Origin of the sequence: Roseovarius sp. MBR-78 (assembly GCF_040547535.1) — a bacterium.
Lineage (GTDB): Bacteria > Pseudomonadota > Alphaproteobacteria > Rhodobacterales > Rhodobacteraceae > Roseovarius.
Genome location: NZ_JBEPPX010000003.1, coordinates 221,377 through 241,909 on the forward strand (window position 1 = coordinate 221,377; position 20,533 = coordinate 241,909).

Here is a 20,533-nt window from a genome sequence, read left to right on the forward strand (position 1 = left end):
TCCTAGTCGTAGATTTCACGATATTTACGCACGATGCGCAGCGCGGCGATGTTGATGACCAGCGTCATCAGGAACAGCACCATGCCAAGGGCAAAGGCCGCCAGCGTCTTGGGGCTGTCAAAGGCGGTGTCGCCGATGAGCAGGGTGACGATCTGCACGGTGACGGTGGTCACGCTGTCAAGCGGGTTGATCGTCATCTTGGCGATGAGACCGGCGGCCATGACCACGATCATCGTCTCGCCGATGGCGCGGCTCACAGCCAAGAGGATGCCGCCGACGATGCCCGGAATGGCGGCAGGAAACAGCACCTTGAGCACGGTCTCGGCGGGGGTTGCCCCCACCGCGAGCGAGCCGTCGCGCAGGCTGCGCGGCACCGCGCCCAGCGCATCATCGGCAAAGGACGAGATGAACGGGATGAGCATGATGCCCATGACGCTGCCCGCCGCGAGCGCGGTGTTGGGCGCGATGGGCAGGCCAAGGTCGGCCCCAAAGGAACGGATCGCGGGCGCGATCACGAGGATGGCGAAAAAGCCGTAGACCACTGTGGGCACCCCGGCGAGGATTTCCAGCACCGGCTTGACTACCGTGCGCACGCGCTGGGACGCAAATTCGTGCAGGTAGATGGCCGATAGCAGGCCGATGGGCGTGGCCACCAGCATCGCCACCGTGGCGATGACCAGCGTGCCAAGGAAGACCGGCAACATGCCGAACGCGCCTTCGGCGGCAATCTGATCCTCGCGCAGCGGGATTTGCGGCTCCCACGAGGTGCCGAGGATGAAATCCCAGAACGGCACCATTTTGAAAAAGCGGATCGTCTCGAACAGGAGCGAGGCGACGATGCCTATGGTGACGAAAATCGCCACCGTGGCACAGGCCACCATGAGGCCGTGTATGATGCCCTCGGCCCCCTGCCGCGCCCGGAAATCGGCGCGGACCCTGCGGCGCGCAATATAAAGCATCACCGCCGCCAGCGCCGCCGTCGCCGCCACCAGAAGGCCGCCCGAGGTGGCCCGCAGCGCCATCATGCGCTCGGCGGCGTCAAGCTTCCACGGCTCGGGCGTGCCAAAGATGCGCCCCCCCGCAATGGAGCGTATCTCGGCCATGATGAGTTGCGCCTCGCCCGCGCTCTTGCCCTGCAACTGATCCTGCGGCAGGCTGCTTGTCACCAGGTAGTCGATCACCGAACCCTGAAACAGCAACCACAGGATGATGAGCACGAAGGTCGGTATCAGAACCATCAGCGCGGCATAACTGCCGTGAAAGCCGTCGAGCGAATGCATGTTCGCGCCGCCATGTCGCAGCGCGCGCGCGCTGCGCAGGTTCAGCATGTAGCCGATCACTACGGCGGCGATCAGGATCAGGAAGGCGATGAGCGTCATGGCGTGGCCTGCTGCTTTCGGATGTAAGACGCCCCCACCAGTATGGCGGAGGCGTCGGGATCATGGAAGCCGTGACCAGCCTCAGTTCTTGGGGGCCATCGCCACCGCGTTGATGACCTCGTCCTGAAGTTTGGCGCGGCGCGCGTCGCTCAGCGGCACAAGGCCACGCTCGGCCAGATAGCCACCGGGGGCAAGCGCATCATCGGACATGTATTCCTCGATGAAGCGCTGAAGGCCGGGGATCACGCCGCGATGCGCGTTCTTGACGTAGAAGTAGAGCGGACGCGACACCGGGTAGGATTTGTCGCCGATCGTGTCGGTGGTCGGCTCGACACCGTCCATCGCCACGCCCTTGAGCTTGTCGAGGTTCTCGTAAAGGAACGAGTAGCCGAAGATGCCCAGCGCGTTGGGATCGGATTCGAGGCGCTGCACGATCAGGTTGTCATTTTCGCCTGCCTCGACAAACGGGCCGTCGGTGCGCATGCGCGAGCAGTTTTCCTTGACCCATTTGCCGTCGAAGTCGCCGCTCTTGACGAAATCCAGCGATTCGCAGCCGGTATGCATGGCCAGCTCGACGAATGCGTCACGGGTGCCCGAGGTCGGCGGGGGGCCAAGCACCAAGATGTTGGTTTCGGGCAGTTCGGGGTTGATCTCCGACCACTTGGTGTAGGGGTTGGCGACCCAGTTGCCATCCACCGGCACCTCGGCACCCAGCGCCAGGTAGATTTCCTCGAGCGTGAGGTTCCAGCCGAAATCGTTGGAGCGCGCCACTGCGAGCGACAGGCCGTCAAAGCCAATCAGCGCCTCGGAAATGTCGGTCACGCCGTTGGCGGCGCATTTTTCCCATTCCGACGCCTTCATGGCGCGCGATGCGCCGGTCACGTCGGGATGGCCTTCGCCGATGCCTTCGCAGAAAATCTGCATCCCGCCGCCGGTGCCGGTCGATTCCACGATCGGCGAGGGCGAGCCGGTCACGTTGGCGAATTGCTCGGCCACGGCCTGGGTGTAGGGGAACACGGTCGACGAGCCGACGATGCTGATCTGATCGCGCGCGGCGGCGGTCGTCGCGGACATCGCGGCCAGCGCGAGAACCGATACCGAGAGTTTGGTGTAAGACATAAGAGCTCCTGCTGTCAGTGGATCGTCAGTGATCTAACATGCCCCGGCTAAGCGGAGTCGGTGACAGCATTGTTATGTTTTTGTAACGGTTTTATGAAACGCGCTGAATGCCCGTTCGGCGCGCCCGAAATTACCGGGCCGGACCGGGCTTGATGGCGGCACCGACACGCAGCAGACCTGCCGCGATGCGACGGACGGGCGTGCGCGCGGGATGCTGCCGTGCCTCGCAAACAAGGCGGATTGTTATGAGAGAAAGTGCAGGCTTCTGTTGCCAGGTGCCTGCGAACCCCGCCTTACGCTGCTAGGCGCAAGGGCTTAAGTTTCGGTTTGGTTACTGCTTACGCAGCAACGGCCACCGGAGCACGGTTGTCATTTGCAACTGTACGTTTCGGACCGATAACGGTGGTACCTCACCGAGACAAAGCAAACCCCTTTAGACGTTCGTCGATCCTGTTTCGGCCCCATGATCCCCAAATGAAGGATATATGGTGGAGCCGCCGGGTACCGCCCCCGGGTCCGATCCGCTTATTACGAGCGCGTTTATGTCCATAGTCCCCGTTGCCGGGAACGATGTGAACATAGGCGCTTCGCGCAGGTTTGGCTAGGGGTTAGCGCCGTGAAATCCGCAGCCATATCCCGTCGCGCCCGCGCACAGTCAGATGCGCCACCGGCATCGCGGGGCGCTCTGGCACCGTCTCAAACCGGTAGGCGCCCACCAGCATCGCCAGCAATAACGGCCCCTCGATCATGGCAAACCCTGCCCCGGTGCAGACCCGCGGCCCCGCCGAGAACGGCATATAGGCGCGGCGCAGACAGTCCCGCCCGTTCTCGCTGCCATAGCGGGCGGGATCGAAATCGTCGGGCCGCTCCCACAACCGCTCGTGGCGGTGCAGGTGCCAGGGGCTCAGGACCACCTGCGCGCCGCGCGCCACCGCGCGGCCTCGAAACCGCTCGGGGCAGGCCGCCTCGCGCACCATCATCGGCACCGGCGGATAAAGCCGCAGCGTCTCGCGGAACACGTCGCGCGCCAGTTTGAGCCGCCCCATATCGCCGAATTCCGGCGCGCTTGTGCCCAGCACCGCCTCCGCCTCCGCCGCCAACCGCGCCTGCCAGTCGGGGTAAAGCGCCAGCAGGTAGAGCGCCCAAGCCAGCGCCGAGGCGCTCGTCTCGTGCCCCGCCAGAAAGAAAATCGCCACCTGATCGACCATCTCGGGCGTGGTGAACCGCGCGCCGGTCTCGGGGTCGGGCGTGGTCATGATCTTGGTGGCCAGATCGTCGGGCGCGCGCCCGGCCTCGATCTCGGCCATGCGCTGCGCCACCAGCCCCTCGATCAGCGCGCGGATGCGCCGCGCCGTGGCCCGAGTCTCGCGCCGGTGAAAGCGCGGAAACCAACGCGGCAGGGGGATGAAGGCGGCAAGGTTCAACACCGGCTGCGTGCGCTGATGCGCCTTGAATTCCGAGAACACCCGCGCCGCCGTCGCGTTCTCGATCGGCAGCGAAAACAGCGTGCGAAAGATCACATCCGCCGCCGCGTGGCTTGTCTGCGCCTCGATCTCGCGCGGGCTGCCATCCGCCAGCGCCGCCAGTCGCGCCACCGCGCCCTGCCCCGCCGCAACCATCGCCGGAAAGGTATCGCGCAGCCGCCCCCCCTCAAACGCCGGGTCGATGATGCGCCGCTGCCGCTTCCACTCCTCACCATTGGTGACGAAAACCGACCTCCCCAGAAGCGGTCGCAACCCCTCGCTCACCCGCTCGGATTTGGGAAAATCGCCGGGCCGTTCCTTCAGCACCAGATCAATCAGCGCCGGATCGTTGCACAGGTATGACCGAAAGAACGGCGTGCGAAATTCCGCCATCCACGCCCGGTAAAGCCGCGCGGGCTGCGCCGAGAGGATATCGGCCCGGAACAGCCGCAGGTAGCGCCAGAGCGACACGCGATCCGCGCGCGCCGGGGGCTTGGGCGGGATCATGGCGCGGTGCTCCGATAGCCCGACACCGCCCGCTCGATCCGCGCGGGCGAGGGCGCGCGCCCCTCGAACCGCGCCGCCAGCGTCGCAGGCCCCGCCGTGATCGCGAAATAATCATAGCCATTGGGATGCTCGAACGCGCAGAGATACTGGAAATGCAGCCGGAAAAACCGCCAGCGCAACGCGCGCCACCGCGCCGCGCTCAGCGTCTGCGTAAACGCCGCCGAAATCACCAACGGCCAGCGCTTGCCCTCGGGTGCCACCCCCGAGACTGCCACGGGGTCACAAAGCGCGAAGGCGCAGCCATCGCCCGGCGCCGTCACGTCGAGCCAGAACAGCTCGCCCCGCGTGCTCAGATATTCCAGATCGGCGCGCAGCCGCCATGCGCGCGGCAGGAACGACACCATCGGCACCACCTGCCCGAGACTCAGAAACCCGAGCGCCGGGCCACCCTCGGGCACGCGGCCTGCGCGAATGAGATCGGCCAGCACCGTCACCGCCAGATGCGCGCCCGAGGAATGGCCCACCACCAGCACCTCGTCGCAATCGCCCTGCAAAGCCTCGGCAATCGCCTCGCAGAATTCCGCCATCCGCGCCTCCAACTCGGGCGGGTTGCCCCCCAGATAGCGCGCGGAATAGGCGTAATCATGCATCAGGTAATAGGCAAAGAACCGGCCATCGAGCCGCCGGAACCCCTCCAGCACCAGCGGCACCACCAGCAAACCGGCCCACCCGGCCAAGGGGTGCACAAACACCAAGCCCCGCCCCAACAGCCACCCCGCCAAGAGCGCCAGCCCCAGTTGCGCCAGCAGAAACCCCACCGGGTAAAGCGCCGCGATCACCGGCCCCTTGCGCAACCGCATCAGCCGGAACAGCGCACCGGTGCCGATATACGTCGCCGCCGTGCGGATCAGTTGCGCATAGGTGGCAAGGATGCCCTGCGCCATGCTGCCCTTGACGATATCGGACCAGACCAGCACCGTCACCTCGGCCTCGACCGCCTGCCCCTCGATCCGCGCCGCCACCCCCCAGCCGAACCGGCCCTTGCCCTGCGAGGGCGTCAGCGCGATCTCGTGGCCCGAGATGCGCGCCTGCGCGGCGGCCTCCTTGCGGTAAAGTTCGCGATAGCGGCGCGGCGGGATTGGGTCATAGCCGGGGATATAGAACACTCGACGGCGGCGAACGGCGCTCATGCTCCGCCCCCGTGCTGCCTCATACCGCTGTTGCTCCACAACCCGTCCATCGCCCCACCCTACCCCGCGAATTTGGCGAGCATAAGGCCCCACGGCGTCACGCCCCCCCCTCAAGCAGGTGATCCGGCCCGCACCGGTGCCCCGTCTCCGAGAGCCGCGCGTTCTCTCGCCAGGGACAGGGCCTTGACGCCGGACACAGACGGATTCACTCTGGCACGGATTTGCAACCCCCCAAGCCACGAGGCCCCATGTGAGCACCCAGCTTGCCGATACCGTCGCGCTCCTGCGCGAGCTTGTCGCCTTTCCCACCATCTCCGAGGTGAGCAATCTCGACATGATCGCCTATCTCGGCCACCGGCTGGAATCCTGCGGCGCGCGGGTCGATATCTTTCACGACGAGATCGGCCACAAGGCCAACCTCTTCGCCACCATCGGCCCCGACACCGATGGCGGCATCGTGCTCTCGGGCCATTCCGACGTGGTGCCGGTGGCCGAACAGGATTGGGCGTCGGACCCGTTCGATCTGATCGAACATGACGGGCGGCTCTACGGGCGCGGCACCTGCGACATGAAGGGGTTCATTGCCGCCGCCGTGTCGATGGCCCCGCTGCTGGCCGAACGCGCCACCACCCGCCCGCTGCATTTCGCCTTCACCTATGACGAGGAGGTGGGCTGCCTCGGCGGGCAGGCCCTGATCGAGAGCCTGCGTGCGCGCGGCATCCGCCCCGGCGTGGCGATCATCGGAGAGCCGACGCTGATGCGCGTGATCGAGGGCCACAAGGGCTGTTACGAATATACCACCCGGTTTACCGGCCTTGCCGGGCATGGCTCCGCCCCCTCGCGCGGGGTCAACGCGGTGGAATATGCGGTGCGTTACGTCAATCGGCTTCTGGAATTGCAAGAGGCGCTGCGCGCCCGCGCGCCAGCGTCGAGCCGCTTCGATCCGCCTTGGACCACGATCAACACCGGCTCGATCTCGGGCGGCGTGGCCCATAACGTCATCGCCTGCAACGCCGCCGTGGAATGGGAAATGCGCCCCGTGCAGGCCACCGATGCCCGCTTCGTCAAGGAAGACCTCACGCGCTATTGCGAGGAAATGCTACTGCCCCGGATGCGCAGGATCCACCCCGAGGCCAATATCACCACCGAGATCGTGGGCGAGGTCGACGGGCTCGAGCCCGCCGCCCTCAACGAGGCCCGCGACATCGTGATGGAACTGACCGGTGCCGATATGGCAGAGCTTGTCCCCTTCGGCACCGAGGCGGGGCTGTTTCAGGCCTACGGCACCTCGGCGGTGGTCTGCGGGCCGGGCTCGATCGAGCAGGCGCACAAGCCCGACGAATATATCGACCTCGACCAGGTGCAGCACTGCATCGACATGCTCTGGCGGCTCGGCGACAAGCTCGACGCCTGAGGGGGGCCGTCGCGCCCGTCACACCCGCCGAAAGGTCAGGTAATGCGGCACGCGCCCCTCGCGCAGGGCCTTTTTCTCGTAACGCGTTGATATCCAGTCATCCCAGGGCGCGCGCCAGTCGCGCGGCCCCTCTGCCAGCCACTCGAAGCCAAAGCGTGGCACCTCTTGCAGGGCCTGGCGCACATAGTCGGGAATATCCGTCGCGATCCTAAAAATAGCGCCCTTTTTCAGGCAGTTGGACAGCGGTCCTAAATGATCCCCGGTGACGAAACGTCGTTTGTGATGACGCTTTTTCGGCCACGGATCGGGGTAGAGCAGAAAGGCCCGCGAGATCGACCCTTCGGGCAGAACATCAAACATGTTGCGGACATCACCCGGATAGACCCCAATATTTTGTGCATTGGCGGCGCGGATCTTGCCCAAGAGCATGGCCACGCCGTTGATATAGGGCTCGCAGCCGATGATCCCCACCTCCGGGTTGCTCACCGCCTGGTGCACCATGTGCTCGCCACCGCCGAAACCAATCTCCAGCCAGACCTCGCGATCCCCGAAAACTCCCTTGAGATCCATGGGTTTTCGTTCGGGGTTCACGTCCGGGTCAACCGGTCCCAGCGACAGGCGACCAAGGTCTTGATCGAGCCACGCCTCCTGATTGGGGCGCAGCGCCTTTCCCTTGAGCCGCCCGTGAAAGTTGCGCCATGGCGCGCCTTCGGGGTCATTCCCAGCGGTCATGTTCCCTCATGCAATACATCAAGAGCGCGCGGCAATACCTTGCTTAAACGCTCTTTTTCAAGGCATCCGCAAGGTCTGTCCGCTCCCACGAAAAGCCGCCATCGGCCTCAGGCGCGCGTCCGAAATGCCCGTAGGCGGCGGTGCGTGCGTAGATCGGGCGGGTCAGCTCAAGATGCTCGCGGATGCCGCGCGGGGTCAGGTCCATGATCTTCGGAATGATACTTTCTATTTCCGTTTCATGCACTTGACCGGTTCCATGCGTATCCACATAGATCGACAGCGGTCGCGCCACCCCGATGGCATAGCTCAGTTGCAGCGTGCATTTATGCGCCAGCCCCGCCGCGACAATGTTCTTGGCCAGGTAGCGCGCCGCGTAAGCCGCTGATCTGTCTACCTTTGTCGGATCCTTGCCAGAAAATGCCCCGCCCCCGTGAGGGGCCGCGCCGCCATAGGTATCGACGATGATCTTGCGCCCCGTCAGCCCCGCATCGCCATCCGGCCCGCCGATGACAAAGGTGCCCGTGGGGTTGACATGCCATTCGGTCTTGTCCGTAAGCCACTGATTTGGCACAACTTCACGAATATACGGCTCGACGATGGCGCGGATGTCGTCGCTCGTCTGCGCCTCGTCAGCATGTTGCGTCGAGAGCACAAGCTGCATCACCTCGACCGGCACGCCGTCCTCGTAGCGCAGCGTCACCTGCGATTTGGCATCGGGGCCCAACGTCCCCTCTTTGCCCGATTTCCTTACCTCGGCCAGCCGCTTGAGGATCGCGTGCGAATAGAGGATCGGGGCCGGCATCAACTCGGGTGTCTCGTCCACGGCATAGCCGAACATGATCCCTTGATCGCCCGCGCCATCACGGTCCACCCCTTGCGCGATATGCGCCGACTGAGGATGAAGCATGTTGTGCAACTGCAAGGTATTCCAGTGAAATTCCTTTTGCTCATAGCCGATATCACGGACGCAATCGCGAACGATCCCGTCGATCCGGCCCATGAATTCCGCCAGCCGCGACTTGTCCGACAGCCCCACCTCGCCGCCGACGACCACGCAATTGGTGGTGGCAAATGTCTCGCAGGCGACGCGGGCATTGGCCTCCTCGCTGAGGAAGGCATCGAGGACGGCATCCGAAATCCGGTCGCAGACCTTGTCGGGATGCCCCTCCGAGACGGATTCGGAGGTGAAGAGATAGTTTTTTCGTGACATGGGAATCGCTCCGTTAAATACATCCGCCACGCCAGGAAGCCGTTGTGACGGGATTGGCCGTCCGTAAGCCGGCAAGCCCCCGGCGTCAATCGCTAAATGCGGCGGGCGCGCCGCCCGTTGCGCCAGAACGACAGCGCCAGCGCGGCGAGGTAGAGCGCCAGCATCGGCGCATCCCCGAGCCGGGCATAGACCGTCTCGGGCAAGGGCGGCGGCAGGGGGGCATCGCGCCAACCGGCCTCTCCCAGCGGGATGCGCGCGCGCACCTGCCCGGTGGCATCGATCATCGCCGAGACGCCGGTATTGGCCACCCGGATCATCGGCAGGCCCATCTCGGCGCTGCGCAGGCGGGCCTGTGCAAGATGTTGATAAGGCCCGGAAACCTTGCCGAACCAGGCATCATTTGTGATGAGCAGCAGGAAATCGGGACGCGCGGGGGCGGCAAGCAGATCGCGCGCGAAAACCCCCTCGTAGCAAATCAGCGGCAGCGCCCGGCCAAGCCCCGCGATCTCCACGAGCCGCGCCCCCGGCCCCGCCGAATAGCCCTGCCCCTCGTTTGAGGCGAGGCCGTAAATGCCGACCTGCGCCAGCAGGTCACCGAACGGCATATATTCGCCGAAGGGCACGAGGTGATGCTTGTCATAGACCGCCGTCACCGCGCCGCCCGCCTCGACCACGGCGAGCGAATTGTAGATGCGCGGCCCCTCGGTGCGCTGGATGCCCAGCACCACCGGCACCCCGCGCGCCGCCCCCGAGATCGCCTCGAGCGTCGGGGCGGCGCGCTCCAGCAGCACCGGCACCGCCGTTTCCGGCCACACCAACAGATCGGGCGGCACATCGCCAGCCGCCGAAAAGGCGCGCTGGCGATCATAGAAAAGCTGCACCTTGTCGGGGTCCCATTTCTCGTGTTGCGGCGCGTTGGGCTGCACCAGCCGCACCACTGGCGCATCGGGCGCGGCCCCTGCCTCGGGCGTGCGCGCCGCGCCCAGGGGCCAGAGCGCCGCCAGCACCACCAGCGCCACGGCCCCACCCGCGCGCCGCCCTTTGATCACGTGCCACAAGGCCACCGCCGCCGCCAGCACCAGCACCAGAAGCCCCGGCGCGCCAAAAAACGACGCCCAGTGCAACAGGCCAGTGTCGATCAGCACATGCCCCGGCTGCGCCCAGGGAAAGCCGGTAAAGAGCCATCCGCGCACGGCCTCCGCGAGCCCGAACGCGGCGATAAAGGCCCCCGCGCCGCCCCCCGCCGCACGCGCCAGCGCCAGCCCCGCCCCCCAAAAGAGCGCAAGGCCCGCCGCCAGCCCACCAAGCGCGAAGGGCGCCATCCAGCCATGCCGCGCGGCATCGACCATGAATGGCTCCGTGATCCAATGCAGCGCCAGCAGGAAATGCCCGGTGCCCAAGGCCCAGCCCAGCCACCCCGCCGCGCGCCAGCCCTCTGCGCGCCGCCACAGCCCATAGGCCAGCGCCAGCGCCGCCACCGTGAGCGGCCACAGCCCCCATGGGGCTTGGCCCAGCGCCGCAACGGCCCCGAGCGCCAGCACCAGAGCCGCTCGCGCCAGCGGGCGCAGGCGGGCACGCCGCGCGCGCGAGATATCAAGCACCGGCAAGGCCCGGAACACGCACGCGCACCCGCTTGATCCGGCGCGGGTCGGCCTCGACCACCTCGAGGCTTGCGCCGGCGGGATGCTCGACCACCTCGCCGCGCGCGGGCACCCTTCCCAGCAGCATGAAGACCAGCCCGCCCAGCGTGTCGATCTCTTCCTCGTCAACCTCGTCGGTCTCGGTCAGCGACAGGCCGATCTCGGCCTCGAATGCGTCAAGCGGCGTGCGCGCGGCGGCAAGGTAACAGCCCGGCCCCTCCTTGTGCCAATGGGCATCATCGTCGGTGTCGTGCTCGTCCTCGATCTCGCCCACCACCTGTTCGATCAGATCCTCGATGGTCACAAGCCCGTCAACGCCGCCATATTCGTCGATCACCAGCGCCATATGCCGCCGCTCTGCCTGCATTTTCTGCATCAGCACGCCGATGGGCATCGACGGCGGCACATAGAGCAGCGGGCGCAGCATGGGCCGGATCGCCAGCCGCGCGGCCTTGCCGTTGAAGCCGTATTTGAGCGCGAAATCCTTGAGATGGAGCATTCCGATCGGCGAATCGAGCGTGCCCTCGTAGACCGGCAGGCGCGACATGCCGCTCTCGCGGAACACCTGCACCAGATCGTCAAGGGTGATATCCACCGGCACGGCGACGATCTCGGCGGTGGGGATCGCCACATCCTCGACCGTGACATCGCGCAACCGGTCAACGCCGAATACCGCCGCCCCCGATGCGGCGGGGGCCGCGTCGCCTGCGTCGGCCTCGTCATGTGGATTGAAAATGCCGATGACCCGGCGAAAGAACCCGCCCGTATCCTCGCTTTCGGCCCGTGTCTCCGGCGGCGCGCTCCGCGCCGCGCCAGATGATCCTTCTATACTGTCGTCCATCCGTCTCGTCTCAGGTGATTGGGCGCGCAGGCCCTTGCCCTATCCATATGGGTCACAAACCCCCAGCTTGCCAAGTATCGCCACCTCGGTTGCCTCCATGAGCGTGGCATCCGGGTCACGGATGTGATCGAAGCCCAGCAGGTGCAGCACCGCATGCACGACAAGATGGGTGACATGATCGGCCAGCGGGCGGCCCGCCTCGGCGGCCTCGCGCGCGCAGGTATCATAGGCGATGGCGATATCGCCGAGAAAGCCGTCCTCGCTCGGCTCCGGCGGCAGGGGCGCGCAGCCGGGCATATCGGCAGAAAGGTCGTCAGAGGGCCAGCTCAGCACGTTGGTGGGCGCGGGCTTGCCCCGGAAATCGGCGTTGAGCACGGCGATGCGCGCATCATCGCAGGCCAGAAGGCTGGCCTCCCATGCATCGGGATCAAGGCCAAGATGCGCCAGCGTGGCCGCCGCCGCGCGCGCGGCCAGCGCCTCAAGCCCGGCAGCCTGCCAGCGCGCATCCTCGATCATCACCTCGACGGGCATAGCCTAGCCATCCGTCTCGTAAGCCTCGATGATCGCCGCCACGAGCGGGTGACGCACGACATCCCGAGACGTGAAATAATTGAACGATATCTGTTGGATGTGTGTCAAAAGCCGCTCTGCATCCGCAAGCCCCGAGGGCACGCCGCGCGGCAAATCAATCTGCGTGCGGTCGCCGGTGATGACCATGCGGCTCCCCTCGCCCAGCCGGGTGAGAAACATCTTCATCTGCATCGAGGTCGCGTTCTGCGCCTCGTCCAGCACGACAAAGGCATTCGACAGCGTGCGCCCGCGCATGAACGCCAGCGGCGCAATCTCGATGCGCTTTTCCTCGATCAGCTTGGCCACCTGCTTGCCGGGCAGGAAATCATTGAGCGCATCGTAGAGCGGCTGCATATAGGGATCGACCTTGTCCTTCATGTCGCCGGGCAGGTAGCCCAGCTTCTCGCCCGCCTCCACGGCGGGGCGCGCGAGGATGATCCGGTCAACATGGCCCTCGATGAACATGTTCACGCCGACGGCGACGGCCAGATAGGTCTTGCCGGTGCCCGCAGGCCCGATGCCAAAGGCCAGCTCATTGGCGAAAAGCGAGCGCACATAGGCCTTCTGCGCGTCGGTGCGCGGCTCTACCAGCTTCTTGCGGGTGCGAATTTCGACCGTGCCGCCCTTGAACATCTCAAGCTGATCACCATCGAGCGCCGCGTCGCCCTCATCCCCGCCCATGCGCAATTCGCGGTCCACATCGGCAAAGGCCACCTCCTTGCCACCCTCGAGCCGGGCATAGAGCGCGCGCAGCACGGTCTTTGCCTCGGTGGCGGGGCCGGCCTCGCCCAACACGGCCAGAAGATTGCCGCGTCGCACGATCTGCACGCCCAGAACGCGCTCGATCTCGGCAAGGTTGCGGTCGTATTCGCCGCACAGGTCAATGAGCAGCTTGTTATCGGGAAATTCAATCGCCGCCTCGGGCGGCGATTCGGGGGCGGGGGGCGGTGCGGTGTTACCCAAGCAGGTCTCCCAAGGTCAGGGTTGCCCCCCGACCCTGCCAAGATGCGCGCCCCGGCGCAAGCGCCAACCACGAGAAAGGCGCGGTGCCCTGCGGCTCCGCGCCCTTTTGCCCATATCTGGTCCCGGCTCGCTCAGAGCGTGTCGGCGATCCGGCTGCCCTTCTTGAACGGGCCTGTCGCCACCGTCGGCGGAGCAACGCCCGAGCAGACCGGCTTGCCGAACTTGTCGAGCCGTTGCGACAGATAGCCCTCTACCCCGTCATCGATGATCCAGTGATCGCAGCCGTTGGGATCAACCCAGATACCAGCCTGCAACTGGCTGAGGTGCTTCTTGTCGGTGCCGCGGTCGCGCGTCTTGTCCGGGCCAACGGTGCCATGTCCGCCCTCGCAGGCGGCCAGAAGGCCGATCACGGGCAGGATGAATGCAATTTTCACAAAGCTCATGTCAAATCCCCTCAGCGCCAGCACATGATTTCGACACGGCGGTTCTGTGCCATGCCGGCCGACGTGTTGTTGGACGCCTTGGGCATCCGCTCGCCATAGCCGCGCACATCCGAGATGCGCGCGCCCATGCTGCGCGCCACCGAGGCAACCGCGTTGGCGCGACGATAGGACAGGTTCATGTTGTATTCATCCGAGGCGCGGCTGTCGGTATGGCCGACGATGGTGTAGGAGACCGCCCCCGCGCCCTGAAAGAACTCGCGCAGGCGTTGCTGGCCAGAGGCGTGGATGCGCGCGCTGTCGGTGGCGAAGAGCTGATCGGTATTGACCACGCCGCACAGGTTGACCTCGCGGCAGACGGGAATGCCCTGGCGGCTGACATGCGGGCTCATGTAGCCCTCGGCCCCGTCATCCATCACCCAGTGTTCGCAGCCATCCGGGTCCACCCAGATTGTCGGGATATACCGCTCTCCCACAACCGTGCGCTGCCCCTGCTGCGCGCTTGCCCCGCCCGCCATGACCGAAACCGAGAGCGCCGCCACAGCAACCCCCCCTGCGATCCGGCTCAGCATGTCCGATGCCTTGCTCACCACTATCCCAATCCCCCGTTGTCAAACTTTCGCGCCTTTTGGGGCACGCCATCTGCTTAATGTGGTTGGAGTTTAACGGTTTTTGTTAAGATGTGAAGCAATTTTGACCTGTATATTGTGGATCAATGGGAAACAATCCATAGCGCGTCACATTCTCGCCTCATTCGGCGGGCCGCGCGACGACCCGCCCCCCCAGCGAATTGGCCCCGCTCTCGATGATCTCGACCTGTGCCAGATCGCCCGCCGCAAGGCCGGGATCACTGACATGGACGGCGTGCAGGTGGTCGGATTTGCCCACCATCTGCCCCGGCATCCGCCCCGGCCTCTCGAAAAGCACGCCGACCGTCTGCCCCACCATGGCATCCTGGATGGCGCGCTGTTGGCGGGTGATGAGCGATTGCAGCCGCTGCAACCGCTCGGCCTTGACCTCTTCGGCCACCTGCGCGCGCTCGGCGGCGGGGGTGCCGGGGCGGGTGGAATACTTGAACGAGAACGCCTGCCCGTAGCCCACCGCCTCGATCAGGTCGAGCGTGGCCTGAAAATCGGCCTCGGTCTCTTCGGGGAACCCGGTGATGAAATCGCCCGAGATGAGGATATCGGGCCGCGCCGCGCGGATACGCTCGATCAGCCGCAGATAACCCTCGGCGGTATGCTTGCGGTTCATCCGCTTGAGGATCCGGTCACTGCCCGATTGCACCGGCAGATGCAGATAGGGCATCAACTTGGGGCAGGTGCCATGCGCCTCGATCAGGTCATCGCTCATGTCGTTGGGGTGGCTGGTGGTGAAGCGGATGCGCGCCAGCCCGTCGATGTCGCTCAACGCCCAGATGAGCCGCGCCAGCGACCAGTCGCCACCCTCTCCGGCCCCGTGATAGGCGTTGACGTTCTGACCCAGCAGGGTGATCTCGCGCACGCCCCGTTCCACCAGATCGCGCGCTTCCTCCAGCACGCGCGCCGCCGGGCGACTCACCTCGGCCCCGCGCGTATAGGGCACCACGCAGAAGGCGCAGAACTTGTCGCAGCCCTCCTGCACGGTCAGAAACGCCGTCGGGCCGCGTTTCGCTTTCGGCCTGTGGCGCAGCGTGTCGAACTTGTCGTCAAGCGGAAACTCGGTATCGAGCGCCTTTTGCCCCGCGCGCAGCCGCGCCTCCATCTGCGGCAGGCGGTGATAGCTTTGCGGCCCCACCACCAGATCGACAAGCGGCTGACGGCGCATGATTTCCTCGCCCTCGGCCTGCGCCACGCAACCCGCCACGCCGATTTTCAGATCGGGATTGGCCGCCTTCAGCGCACGCAGCCGGCCCAGTTCGGAATAGACCTTCTCGGCGGCCTTCTCGCGGATATGGCAGGTGTTGAGCAGGATCATGTCGGCCTCGGCCGCATCCTCGGTTGTGACGTAGCCCGCGCCGCCCATGGCCTCGGCCATGCGCTCGCTGTCATAAACGTTCATCTGACAGCCATAGGTGCGGATATAGAGCTTTTTCGGATCGGCCATGCGCCCGGCTCCTGCCTGAGAAATCACCCCCGGCTCCTACATCAGGGCCGCCCCCTCTTGCAATGCCCGCCGGTTTTGTCGACTCTGTCGAAAACCGGGCAGGACAACAGATGACGACACCCACGCTCACCGAATTTCTCGCCCGGCCCGGCAAGGCGCTGGCCAAGGGGCCGCTCGCGATGGTCTTTGCCGAGGACGAGACAGAGATCGCCTCGACCCTGCGCCACCATCTCGATCTCGGGTTCAAATCGGTGCTGCTCTTGGCGCCCGACAGCTTTGTCACCGCGCCCGACGTGCTGGCAGAGCCCGCGCTGCACCGCATCCGTTTCGACACGGCCAGGGGCGACGACCCGATCGCCGCCGTGAATGCCGTGGCCGGTGCCGCGCCGGGGCTGTGGATGTATTACTGTTTCAACGCCGAATACCTGTTCTACCCGTTCTGCGAGACGCGCAGCATCGGCGAATTGCTCGCCTTTCATGCCGAGGAACGGCGCGACGCCATGCTGACCTATGTGATCGACATCTACGCCCCGAACCTTGCCCGCCACCCGGATGCGGTCTCGCTCGAAGAGGCGCAGCTTGACCGGTCGGGCTATTACGCGCTGGGGCGGCCCGATCCCGAGAACCACAACCACCCAAAGGAGCGGCAGCTCGATTTCTTCGGCGGGCTGCGCTGGCGGTTCGAGGAACATATCCCCCAGAACCGTCGCAAGATCGACCGAATCGCGCTGTTTCGCGCACGCGAAGGCGTGGCCCTGCGCGCCGATCACACCTTCACGGACGAGGAATACAACACCTATGCCTGCCCGTGGCACAACAACCTGACCGCGGCCATCGCGTCCTTTCGCACCGCCAAGGCGCTCAAGCGCAATCCCGGCTCGACCTTCGATATCGAGACCTTCACCTGGCACAATTCGGTGCCGTTCGAGTGGCATTCGCGGCAATTGCTCGATCTGGGGCTGATGGAGCCGGGGCAATGGTTCTGACGGGCCTTTTCGCAGGGTGTCCCCTGCGGGCAGGCTTGCGGCAAGTGGTCGACACCAGACACAACGTGCCCGATGCTGCGCGGGAGAATGCTCGCCTGTTGCTGCCATTCGCCACCTGTCCCCCGCGCGGAATTAAGCCCGAAGCCCGCCGCGCCATCGGTGAACGACCCGTCCAGGCCCTTAACGACGCGTGCCCCACCGAATCCCGCAGCATGGCTGGCCGGATCATTCTTGGGCAACACCTGTCAGATGTCGATCATCTAATGGCATGAAGCAGCTTCGCAACGCGCAAGACCCGGCGCGACACCGGCCATCACTCCAGCCCTCTCTGGGTCACGATCACCACGCGCGCGGCCCCCGCCGCGCGCAGATCGCGCGCCAGATCGACCAGCGTCAGCGCCGAGAGCGCCGCATCCGGCACCACCCGCACCACCTCACGCGCATCCTCGGGCCGCGCCGCGTAGAACGCCTGCGCCGAGGCGACAGGCTCACCCCGATAGCTCAGCCTGCCATCGGGATGCACGACCAGCGTATCGGGCGGCGCGCGGCCTTCGAGATCGGACGTGCGCACCAGCCGCAGATCGCGGTCAAGCGGCTTTGCCAGCGTGCCCGCGACCATGAAGAAGACAAGCATCAGGAACACGACATTTATCAAGGCAATCGTCGGCTCGATCCGGGTCTTGTGTCTTGGCTTGCGCATCACGACCCCAACACGCGGATAGTGAGCCGCTCGATACCGCGCAGGATGACGAGCAGATCGGTCAGGCGCTGCGCGGTCACATCCGCCTCAAGGCTCACGATCACCTGCCGGGGGTCCGCCTCGGGGGCGGTCTCGGCAAAGCTCTCGGGCAAGGCCGCAAGCGCGACCTCCTCCCCGTTCACGCGCAAAGAGCTTTCGCCCAGTTGCACGAAACTCCGCGTCACATCGCGCGTGCCGGTGGTGCCCGCGCTGGCGCTCGACAGCTCCACCTCGGCAAAGCGCGAGAAGGTCGAGGACAGCATGAAGAACAGCAGCAACAGGAAAATCACGTCGATGAGCGAGGTCATCGACAGGCGCCGCCGCCGGGTGCGCTTACGCATGGCTCGGCTCCGCCGCGGGCGGGGCATAGGCGTCGCGCCGGCCCTGGGGGTGCAGGACAGAGGCAATCGCGCGCTCGGCGGTCACACGTTCGGCGTCCATCCGCCCTTCGAACCAGCTCAGCACCATCGCCGTGGGCATCGCCACCGCCAGCCCCACCGCCGTTGTCAGCAGCGCCACCCAGATCCCCCCCGCCAGAAGCGACGGATCGACCTGCGCGCCTGCATCCTGAAGCGACTGGAACGCGTCGATCATGCCCAGCACCGTGCCGAAGAGGCCCAGAAGCGGAGCAAGCTGCGCGACGCTGTCGAGCAGGCGAAACCCGCCTTCGAGCCGGGCAAAGCGCGCCTCGGCCTCTGCCGCCAGGCGCTTGGCATCCTCGGGACCGGCGACAAAGGCCATCGCGATCACCGGCGCGAGATAGCTTTTGGATTTTGTCAACGCGCGTGCAGCGGCGCTGCGGTCGCCCTCGTCCCAGGCGGCAACAGCCTCTTTCAACGCCCGGTGTCGCCCCACGCCCGCCACGGAAAACTGCCACAGCTTGTAAAGGATCGTCGCCAGCGTGATGACCGAGACCACCAGAAGGATCATCACCACCGGCCCGCCCAGATCGGCGGTCTGCCGCAACTGCTCAAGAATCTGGCTCATCCGATCACCTCGATATCCGTGCGGGTTTTCAGGGTCAGCCCCGCCTCGCAGGCCGTATCGGCAAGGCCCGGCGCGGTGCAGGTATGCGCGCCGTTGATGAGCACCCGGCTTAACCCGTCGCAGGTCACGCCCGCGACCGAGAACTGGCGCACGCGGGGGCGGCCTGCGGGCAATGTGCCGAAATCAAACAGCGTCAGCCGGTCCACCTGCCCCGCGCCGTCAAAAAGAACGGTCTCATACACCGCCTTGTCGATCCGGGCGGGGTGCCCGTTGGTGACCAGAAATGTCAGCGTGCAGGCCGCGTCGCCGGATTTCACCGCGTTCAGCTCGATCGTCACCGCCGCGCCCGGCCCGCCATCCTGCGCCGCAGCGCCGGTGGCCAGGGTAAGGCCCGCGATCATCGCCGCAGCCGCCATTGATATCTTGTTCATCGGTATCGTCCTTGTCTGGTGGCCCCGCATCTGGACATACCAGTGGCGGGGCAGTTCACATTTCAGGGTTTCGCCCGCGCGCGGATGGCCGGGGTCGGTGGATGGGATCATGCGCTCACCTGTTACGATAGACGAAAACCAGCCTCTGGCTGGTGCCGCCGGGGGGGCGCGGGAACGGGGCCGCACGCCGGACCTGTGCGCTGGCGGCGCGGACGATATCGGGGCTGCCCGTGCTGCTCAGGATGTTGACCCAGGCCACCGTGCCATCGGGGCTGATCTCAAAGGAGACCTGCGCCGTGCCCTGCGCCGAAGGAAAGACAGGCGGGGCGCGATTGAGCTTCACCAGCACCTCTCCGGCGTAGTTCGTGGTGCTTGAATTGCCGGGGTTGAACGCCCCTTGCAAGCCAACCACAGACGAGCGCGCCCCGCCGCTGCGAGAGGCAAACGGGTCGATGCCGGTGCGCTTATACGTGGTCAGCGGCGATTCGATCACCCCGGCCGCGCGCCCGGTTTGCGCGCCTTGTTGCGGTCCGGCCTCGGGCGTGGCCAGCGCCGCCGCCGATGGCCGCGCCTTGGGCGGGCGCAACGAGGTCGTCACCGCCGCGCCCGACAGATCGCCGGTCTCCTCGGCGGCCAGGATCTCGGGATCATCCGGCACGGAGGCAACGGTGATCTCGGGCGGCAGGGGGGCCTGCATGTCGGGCTCAGGGGGCGGTGCGGAATCCGATGGAGGGGCGATGGGCGGCACCGCCTCTGTGACCGCAACCGGCGCGGCCTCGCTGGCTTGCTCGGTCTGGGCCGGGGTCTGGGCCGGGGTCTGGGCCTCGGGGGCGATCGGTTGCGTGACCGCCATATCGGCCACATCCGCCTCGGTCTCGTCTTCGCCACCCGGCGGCTCTGCGGTCTCGGTCTCGGGCGCGGGGGTATCGCTTTCGGACGGGCTGGCGGCGTCCGGTTCGACCACATCGACCGGGCCGATGCCGGGTGTCAGCACGTCTTGCGGGGTATCCGATGCCACAAGCGCCTGCGATGTCGGTGTTGCCTCGGTCACCTCGTCGGGCGGTGTCACGTCTGGCGGCGCGGCGGGCGTGGCAGGCTCGGGCGGCGCAGGCTCGGCAACGGTTTCGGCAAGATCCTCGAATCCCGCCCCGACATCAGACATATCGGAGGCGGCCTCTTCGGTCGAAGATGGCGGCCCCTCGGGCAAGGTCAGCCGCAACCCGATGCCATGCAGGAGCAAGGACAGCAGCATCGCCGCGAGGGCGACAAGAAGCGACCACCTGCGCATTCAGAGGCCCGCGCCATGATCGCAGCGGCCCACACGCTCACGCAGCGCCCAAGCGGGCCGATGCGCCTTGATCCGGGTATGAAGACGAGGTGACATGGTCGAAATTCTATCTGTCCAACGCCGGATGCCAAGGAAAGTCGGCAGGTCAGGCACTACCGGCCAACGCCTCGTGGGTTTATCGCAATCGGCACGCCCACGGTAGGGCATGACGCGTCATTGTGATAATAGGTTATCGGGCTGCAGGGTCACGCGGGCGCGCAGGGCTGCGCGGGCAGAAGCAGGGGCCTTGCAACCTTGCCTGCCCTGCCCGCCCGCAAGAGAACGTCAGGCCCCCTCAAGCGTGGCGGCCTGGCCTGCGGCTAAAACCTCATTTGCCAGACGAAAAGTCTGTTGGCGGATGTCGGGAATCGCGGTGATTTCCCATAGCGCGCCGCGCGCGCAGGGGCCGATGGCATAGAGGCGGCGCGAGGCCACGCCGCCGCGGGCGATGACGCGGGCACCGGGGGTGGTGTCGAGGCCAAGGCGCAGCGGATCGAGCCGCGCCAGCCC

General features: G+C 66.0%; 20 protein-coding genes, 1 other RNA gene, 1 pseudogene and 1 riboswitch. Of the genes and pseudogenes, 2 read left to right on the forward strand and 20 right to left on the reverse strand.

The genetic code is table 11. The annotated features are described in order from the left end of the window. Window positions 1-2: 2 nt before the first annotated feature. The 5 genes from pstC to ABIE58_RS03985 form a co-directional block, all read right to left on the reverse strand. Window positions 3-1,379, reverse strand: a complete 1,377-nt coding sequence (pstC, locus tag ABIE58_RS03965) for a phosphate ABC transporter permease subunit PstC (protein WP_354543387.1) — start codon at window positions 1,377-1,379, stop codon at window positions 3-5. 81 nt (window positions 1,380-1,460) lie between these two features. Beyond that, window positions 1,461-2,498, reverse strand: a complete 1,038-nt coding sequence (locus tag ABIE58_RS03970; protein WP_354543388.1) for a substrate-binding domain-containing protein — start codon at window positions 2,496-2,498, stop codon at window positions 1,461-1,463. A 254-nt stretch (window positions 2,499-2,752) separates the two neighbouring features. Next, window positions 2,753-3,106: a transfer-messenger RNA gene (gene ssrA / locus ABIE58_RS03975) on the reverse strand. Next, on the reverse strand, window positions 3,107-4,468 hold the full coding sequence (locus ABIE58_RS03980; RefSeq protein ID WP_354543389.1) for a cytochrome P450: 1,362 nt from the start codon (window positions 4,466-4,468) through the stop codon (window positions 3,107-3,109). Further along, window positions 4,465-5,658 (reverse strand): hypothetical protein, encoded by a 1,194-nt coding sequence (locus ABIE58_RS03985; protein WP_354543390.1) that lies wholly within the window; start codon window positions 5,656-5,658, stop codon window positions 4,465-4,467. The genes ABIE58_RS03980 and ABIE58_RS03985 overlap by 4 nt, the downstream gene beginning before the upstream one ends. 250 nt (window positions 5,659-5,908) lie before the next feature. On the opposite strand from ABIE58_RS03985, the gene argE reads away from it, so the two are divergent. After that, entirely contained in the window at window positions 5,909-7,072 is a 1,164-nt protein-coding gene (gene argE, locus ABIE58_RS03990; protein ID WP_354543391.1) for an acetylornithine deacetylase, read from the forward strand. Between the two features lie 18 nt (window positions 7,073-7,090). On the opposite strand, the gene trmB is transcribed toward argE, so the two are convergent. From trmB to miaB, 9 genes are all read right to left on the reverse strand, one after another. Next, the gene (trmB, locus tag ABIE58_RS03995; RefSeq protein ID WP_354543392.1) at window positions 7,091-7,804 is read right to left on the reverse strand and encodes a tRNA (guanine(46)-N(7))-methyltransferase TrmB; all 714 of its coding nucleotides are present in this window, start codon (window positions 7,802-7,804) and stop codon (window positions 7,091-7,093) included. 43 nt (window positions 7,805-7,847) lie between these two features. Beyond that, window positions 7,848-9,014, reverse strand: coding sequence for a methionine adenosyltransferase (metK, locus tag ABIE58_RS04000; RefSeq protein WP_354543393.1), 1,167 nt, complete (start codon window positions 9,012-9,014; stop codon window positions 7,848-7,850). Window positions 9,015-9,020: 6 nt separating this feature from the next. After that, window positions 9,021-9,068, reverse strand: a riboswitch (SAM-SAH riboswitch). A gap of 38 nt (window positions 9,069-9,106) precedes the next feature. Further along, a complete protein-coding gene (gene lnt, locus ABIE58_RS04005; protein WP_354543394.1) occupies window positions 9,107-10,633 on the reverse strand; it encodes an apolipoprotein N-acyltransferase in 1,527 nt (508 codons plus the stop codon). Further along, entirely contained in the window at window positions 10,608-11,495 is an 888-nt protein-coding gene (locus tag ABIE58_RS04010; RefSeq protein ID WP_354543395.1) for a CBS domain-containing protein, read from the reverse strand. The genes lnt and ABIE58_RS04010 overlap by 26 nt, the downstream gene beginning before the upstream one ends. 39 nt (window positions 11,496-11,534) lie before the next feature. Beyond that, on the reverse strand, window positions 11,535-12,026 hold the full coding sequence (gene ybeY, locus ABIE58_RS04015) for an rRNA maturation RNase YbeY (RefSeq protein WP_354543396.1): 492 nt from the start codon (window positions 12,024-12,026) through the stop codon (window positions 11,535-11,537). 3 nt (window positions 12,027-12,029) lie between these two features. Further along, window positions 12,030-13,028: a PhoH family protein gene (locus tag ABIE58_RS04020; RefSeq protein WP_354543397.1), complete on the reverse strand. Its 999-nt coding sequence runs from the start codon at window positions 13,026-13,028 to the stop codon at window positions 12,030-12,032. Window positions 13,029-13,159: 131 nt separating this feature from the next. Continuing rightward, complete coding sequence (locus ABIE58_RS04025) at window positions 13,160-13,471, reverse strand: hypothetical protein (RefSeq protein ID WP_354543398.1); 312 nt, start codon at window positions 13,469-13,471, stop codon at window positions 13,160-13,162. Between the two features lie 11 nt (window positions 13,472-13,482). Beyond that, complete coding sequence (locus ABIE58_RS04030) at window positions 13,483-14,040, reverse strand: OmpA family protein (protein ID WP_354543411.1); 558 nt, start codon at window positions 14,038-14,040, stop codon at window positions 13,483-13,485. Window positions 14,041-14,218: 178 nt separating this feature from the next. Continuing rightward, window positions 14,219-15,553 carry a tRNA (N6-isopentenyl adenosine(37)-C2)-methylthiotransferase MiaB gene (gene miaB / locus ABIE58_RS04035; RefSeq protein ID WP_354543399.1) on the reverse strand — a complete coding sequence of 445 codons (1,335 nt, stop codon included), beginning with the start codon at window positions 15,551-15,553 and terminating at the stop codon, window positions 14,219-14,221. Between the two features lie 110 nt (window positions 15,554-15,663). Between miaB and ABIE58_RS04040 the strand changes: the two genes are divergently transcribed. Further along, window positions 15,664-16,539, forward strand: coding sequence for a glycosyltransferase family 2 protein (locus tag ABIE58_RS04040; protein WP_354543400.1), 876 nt, complete (start codon window positions 15,664-15,666; stop codon window positions 16,537-16,539). Between the two features lie 313 nt (window positions 16,540-16,852). On the opposite strand, the gene ABIE58_RS04045 is transcribed toward ABIE58_RS04040, so the two are convergent. From ABIE58_RS04045 to ABIE58_RS04070, 6 genes and pseudogenes are all read right to left on the reverse strand, one after another. Continuing rightward, window positions 16,853-17,239 (reverse strand): ExbD/TolR family protein, encoded by a 387-nt coding sequence (locus ABIE58_RS04045; protein WP_354543401.1) that lies wholly within the window; start codon window positions 17,237-17,239, stop codon window positions 16,853-16,855. Further along, window positions 17,239-17,619, reverse strand: coding sequence for a biopolymer transporter ExbD (locus tag ABIE58_RS04050; protein WP_354543402.1), 381 nt, complete (start codon window positions 17,617-17,619; stop codon window positions 17,239-17,241). The genes ABIE58_RS04045 and ABIE58_RS04050 overlap by 1 nt, the downstream gene beginning before the upstream one ends. Continuing rightward, entirely contained in the window at window positions 17,612-18,265 is a 654-nt protein-coding gene (locus tag ABIE58_RS04055) for a MotA/TolQ/ExbB proton channel family protein (protein ID WP_354543403.1), read from the reverse strand. Before ABIE58_RS04055 ends, ABIE58_RS04050 begins: the two co-directional genes overlap by 8 nt. Beyond that, on the reverse strand, window positions 18,262-18,696 hold the full coding sequence (locus ABIE58_RS04060; protein ID WP_354543404.1) for a hypothetical protein: 435 nt from the start codon (window positions 18,694-18,696) through the stop codon (window positions 18,262-18,264). The genes ABIE58_RS04055 and ABIE58_RS04060 overlap by 4 nt, the downstream gene beginning before the upstream one ends. A 115-nt stretch (window positions 18,697-18,811) precedes the next feature. Further along, the gene (tolA, locus tag ABIE58_RS04065) at window positions 18,812-19,984 is read right to left on the reverse strand and encodes a cell envelope integrity protein TolA (protein WP_354543405.1); all 1,173 of its coding nucleotides are present in this window, start codon (window positions 19,982-19,984) and stop codon (window positions 18,812-18,814) included. A gap of 324 nt (window positions 19,985-20,308) precedes the next feature. Continuing rightward, window positions 20,309-20,533 (reverse strand): annotated as a pseudogene (locus tag ABIE58_RS04070) (FAD/NAD(P)-binding protein); the annotation flags it as partial.

What these genes read in the sequence shown, in the direction of transcription:
- ABIE58_RS04060 (WP_354543404.1), bottom strand. Translation starts at nt 18,696, where the DNA reads ATGAACAAGATATCAATGGCGGCTGCGGCGATGATCGCGGGCCTTACC.
- ybeY (WP_354543396.1), bottom strand. Translation starts at nt 12,026, where the DNA reads ATGCCCGTCGAGGTGATGATCGAGGATGCGCGCTGGCAGGCTGCCGGG.
- ABIE58_RS04030 (WP_354543411.1), bottom strand. Translation starts at nt 14,040, where the DNA reads ATGCTGAGCCGGATCGCAGGGGGGGTTGCTGTGGCGGCGCTCTCGGTT.
- miaB (WP_354543399.1), bottom strand. Translation starts at nt 15,553, where the DNA reads ATGGCCGATCCGAAAAAGCTCTATATCCGCACCTATGGCTGTCAGATG.
- tolA (WP_354543405.1), bottom strand. Translation starts at nt 19,984, where the DNA reads ATGCGCAGGTGGTCGCTTCTTGTCGCCCTCGCGGCGATGCTGCTGTCC.
- ABIE58_RS03985 (WP_354543390.1), bottom strand. Translation starts at nt 5,658, where the DNA reads ATGAGCGCCGTTCGCCGCCGTCGAGTGTTCTATATCCCCGGCTATGAC.
- ABIE58_RS04040 (WP_354543400.1), top strand. Translation starts at nt 15,664, where the DNA reads ATGACGACACCCACGCTCACCGAATTTCTCGCCCGGCCCGGCAAGGCG.
- ABIE58_RS03980 (WP_354543389.1), bottom strand. Translation starts at nt 4,468, where the DNA reads ATGATCCCGCCCAAGCCCCCGGCGCGCGCGGATCGCGTGTCGCTCTGG.
- metK (WP_354543393.1), bottom strand. Translation starts at nt 9,014, where the DNA reads ATGTCACGAAAAAACTATCTCTTCACCTCCGAATCCGTCTCGGAGGGG.
- ABIE58_RS04055 (WP_354543403.1), bottom strand. Translation starts at nt 18,265, where the DNA reads ATGAGCCAGATTCTTGAGCAGTTGCGGCAGACCGCCGATCTGGGCGGG.
- ABIE58_RS04045 (WP_354543401.1), bottom strand. Translation starts at nt 17,239, where the DNA reads ATGCGCAAGCCAAGACACAAGACCCGGATCGAGCCGACGATTGCCTTG.
- ABIE58_RS04025 (WP_354543398.1), bottom strand. Translation starts at nt 13,471, where the DNA reads ATGAGCTTTGTGAAAATTGCATTCATCCTGCCCGTGATCGGCCTTCTG.
- pstC (WP_354543387.1), bottom strand. Translation starts at nt 1,379, where the DNA reads ATGACGCTCATCGCCTTCCTGATCCTGATCGCCGCCGTAGTGATCGGC.
- trmB (WP_354543392.1), bottom strand. Translation starts at nt 7,804, where the DNA reads ATGACCGCTGGGAATGACCCCGAAGGCGCGCCATGGCGCAACTTTCAC.
- ABIE58_RS04050 (WP_354543402.1), bottom strand. Translation starts at nt 17,619, where the DNA reads ATGCGTAAGCGCACCCGGCGGCGGCGCCTGTCGATGACCTCGCTCATC.
- ABIE58_RS04010 (WP_354543395.1), bottom strand. Translation starts at nt 11,495, where the DNA reads ATGGACGACAGTATAGAAGGATCATCTGGCGCGGCGCGGAGCGCGCCG.
- ABIE58_RS03970 (WP_354543388.1), bottom strand. Translation starts at nt 2,498, where the DNA reads ATGTCTTACACCAAACTCTCGGTATCGGTTCTCGCGCTGGCCGCGATG.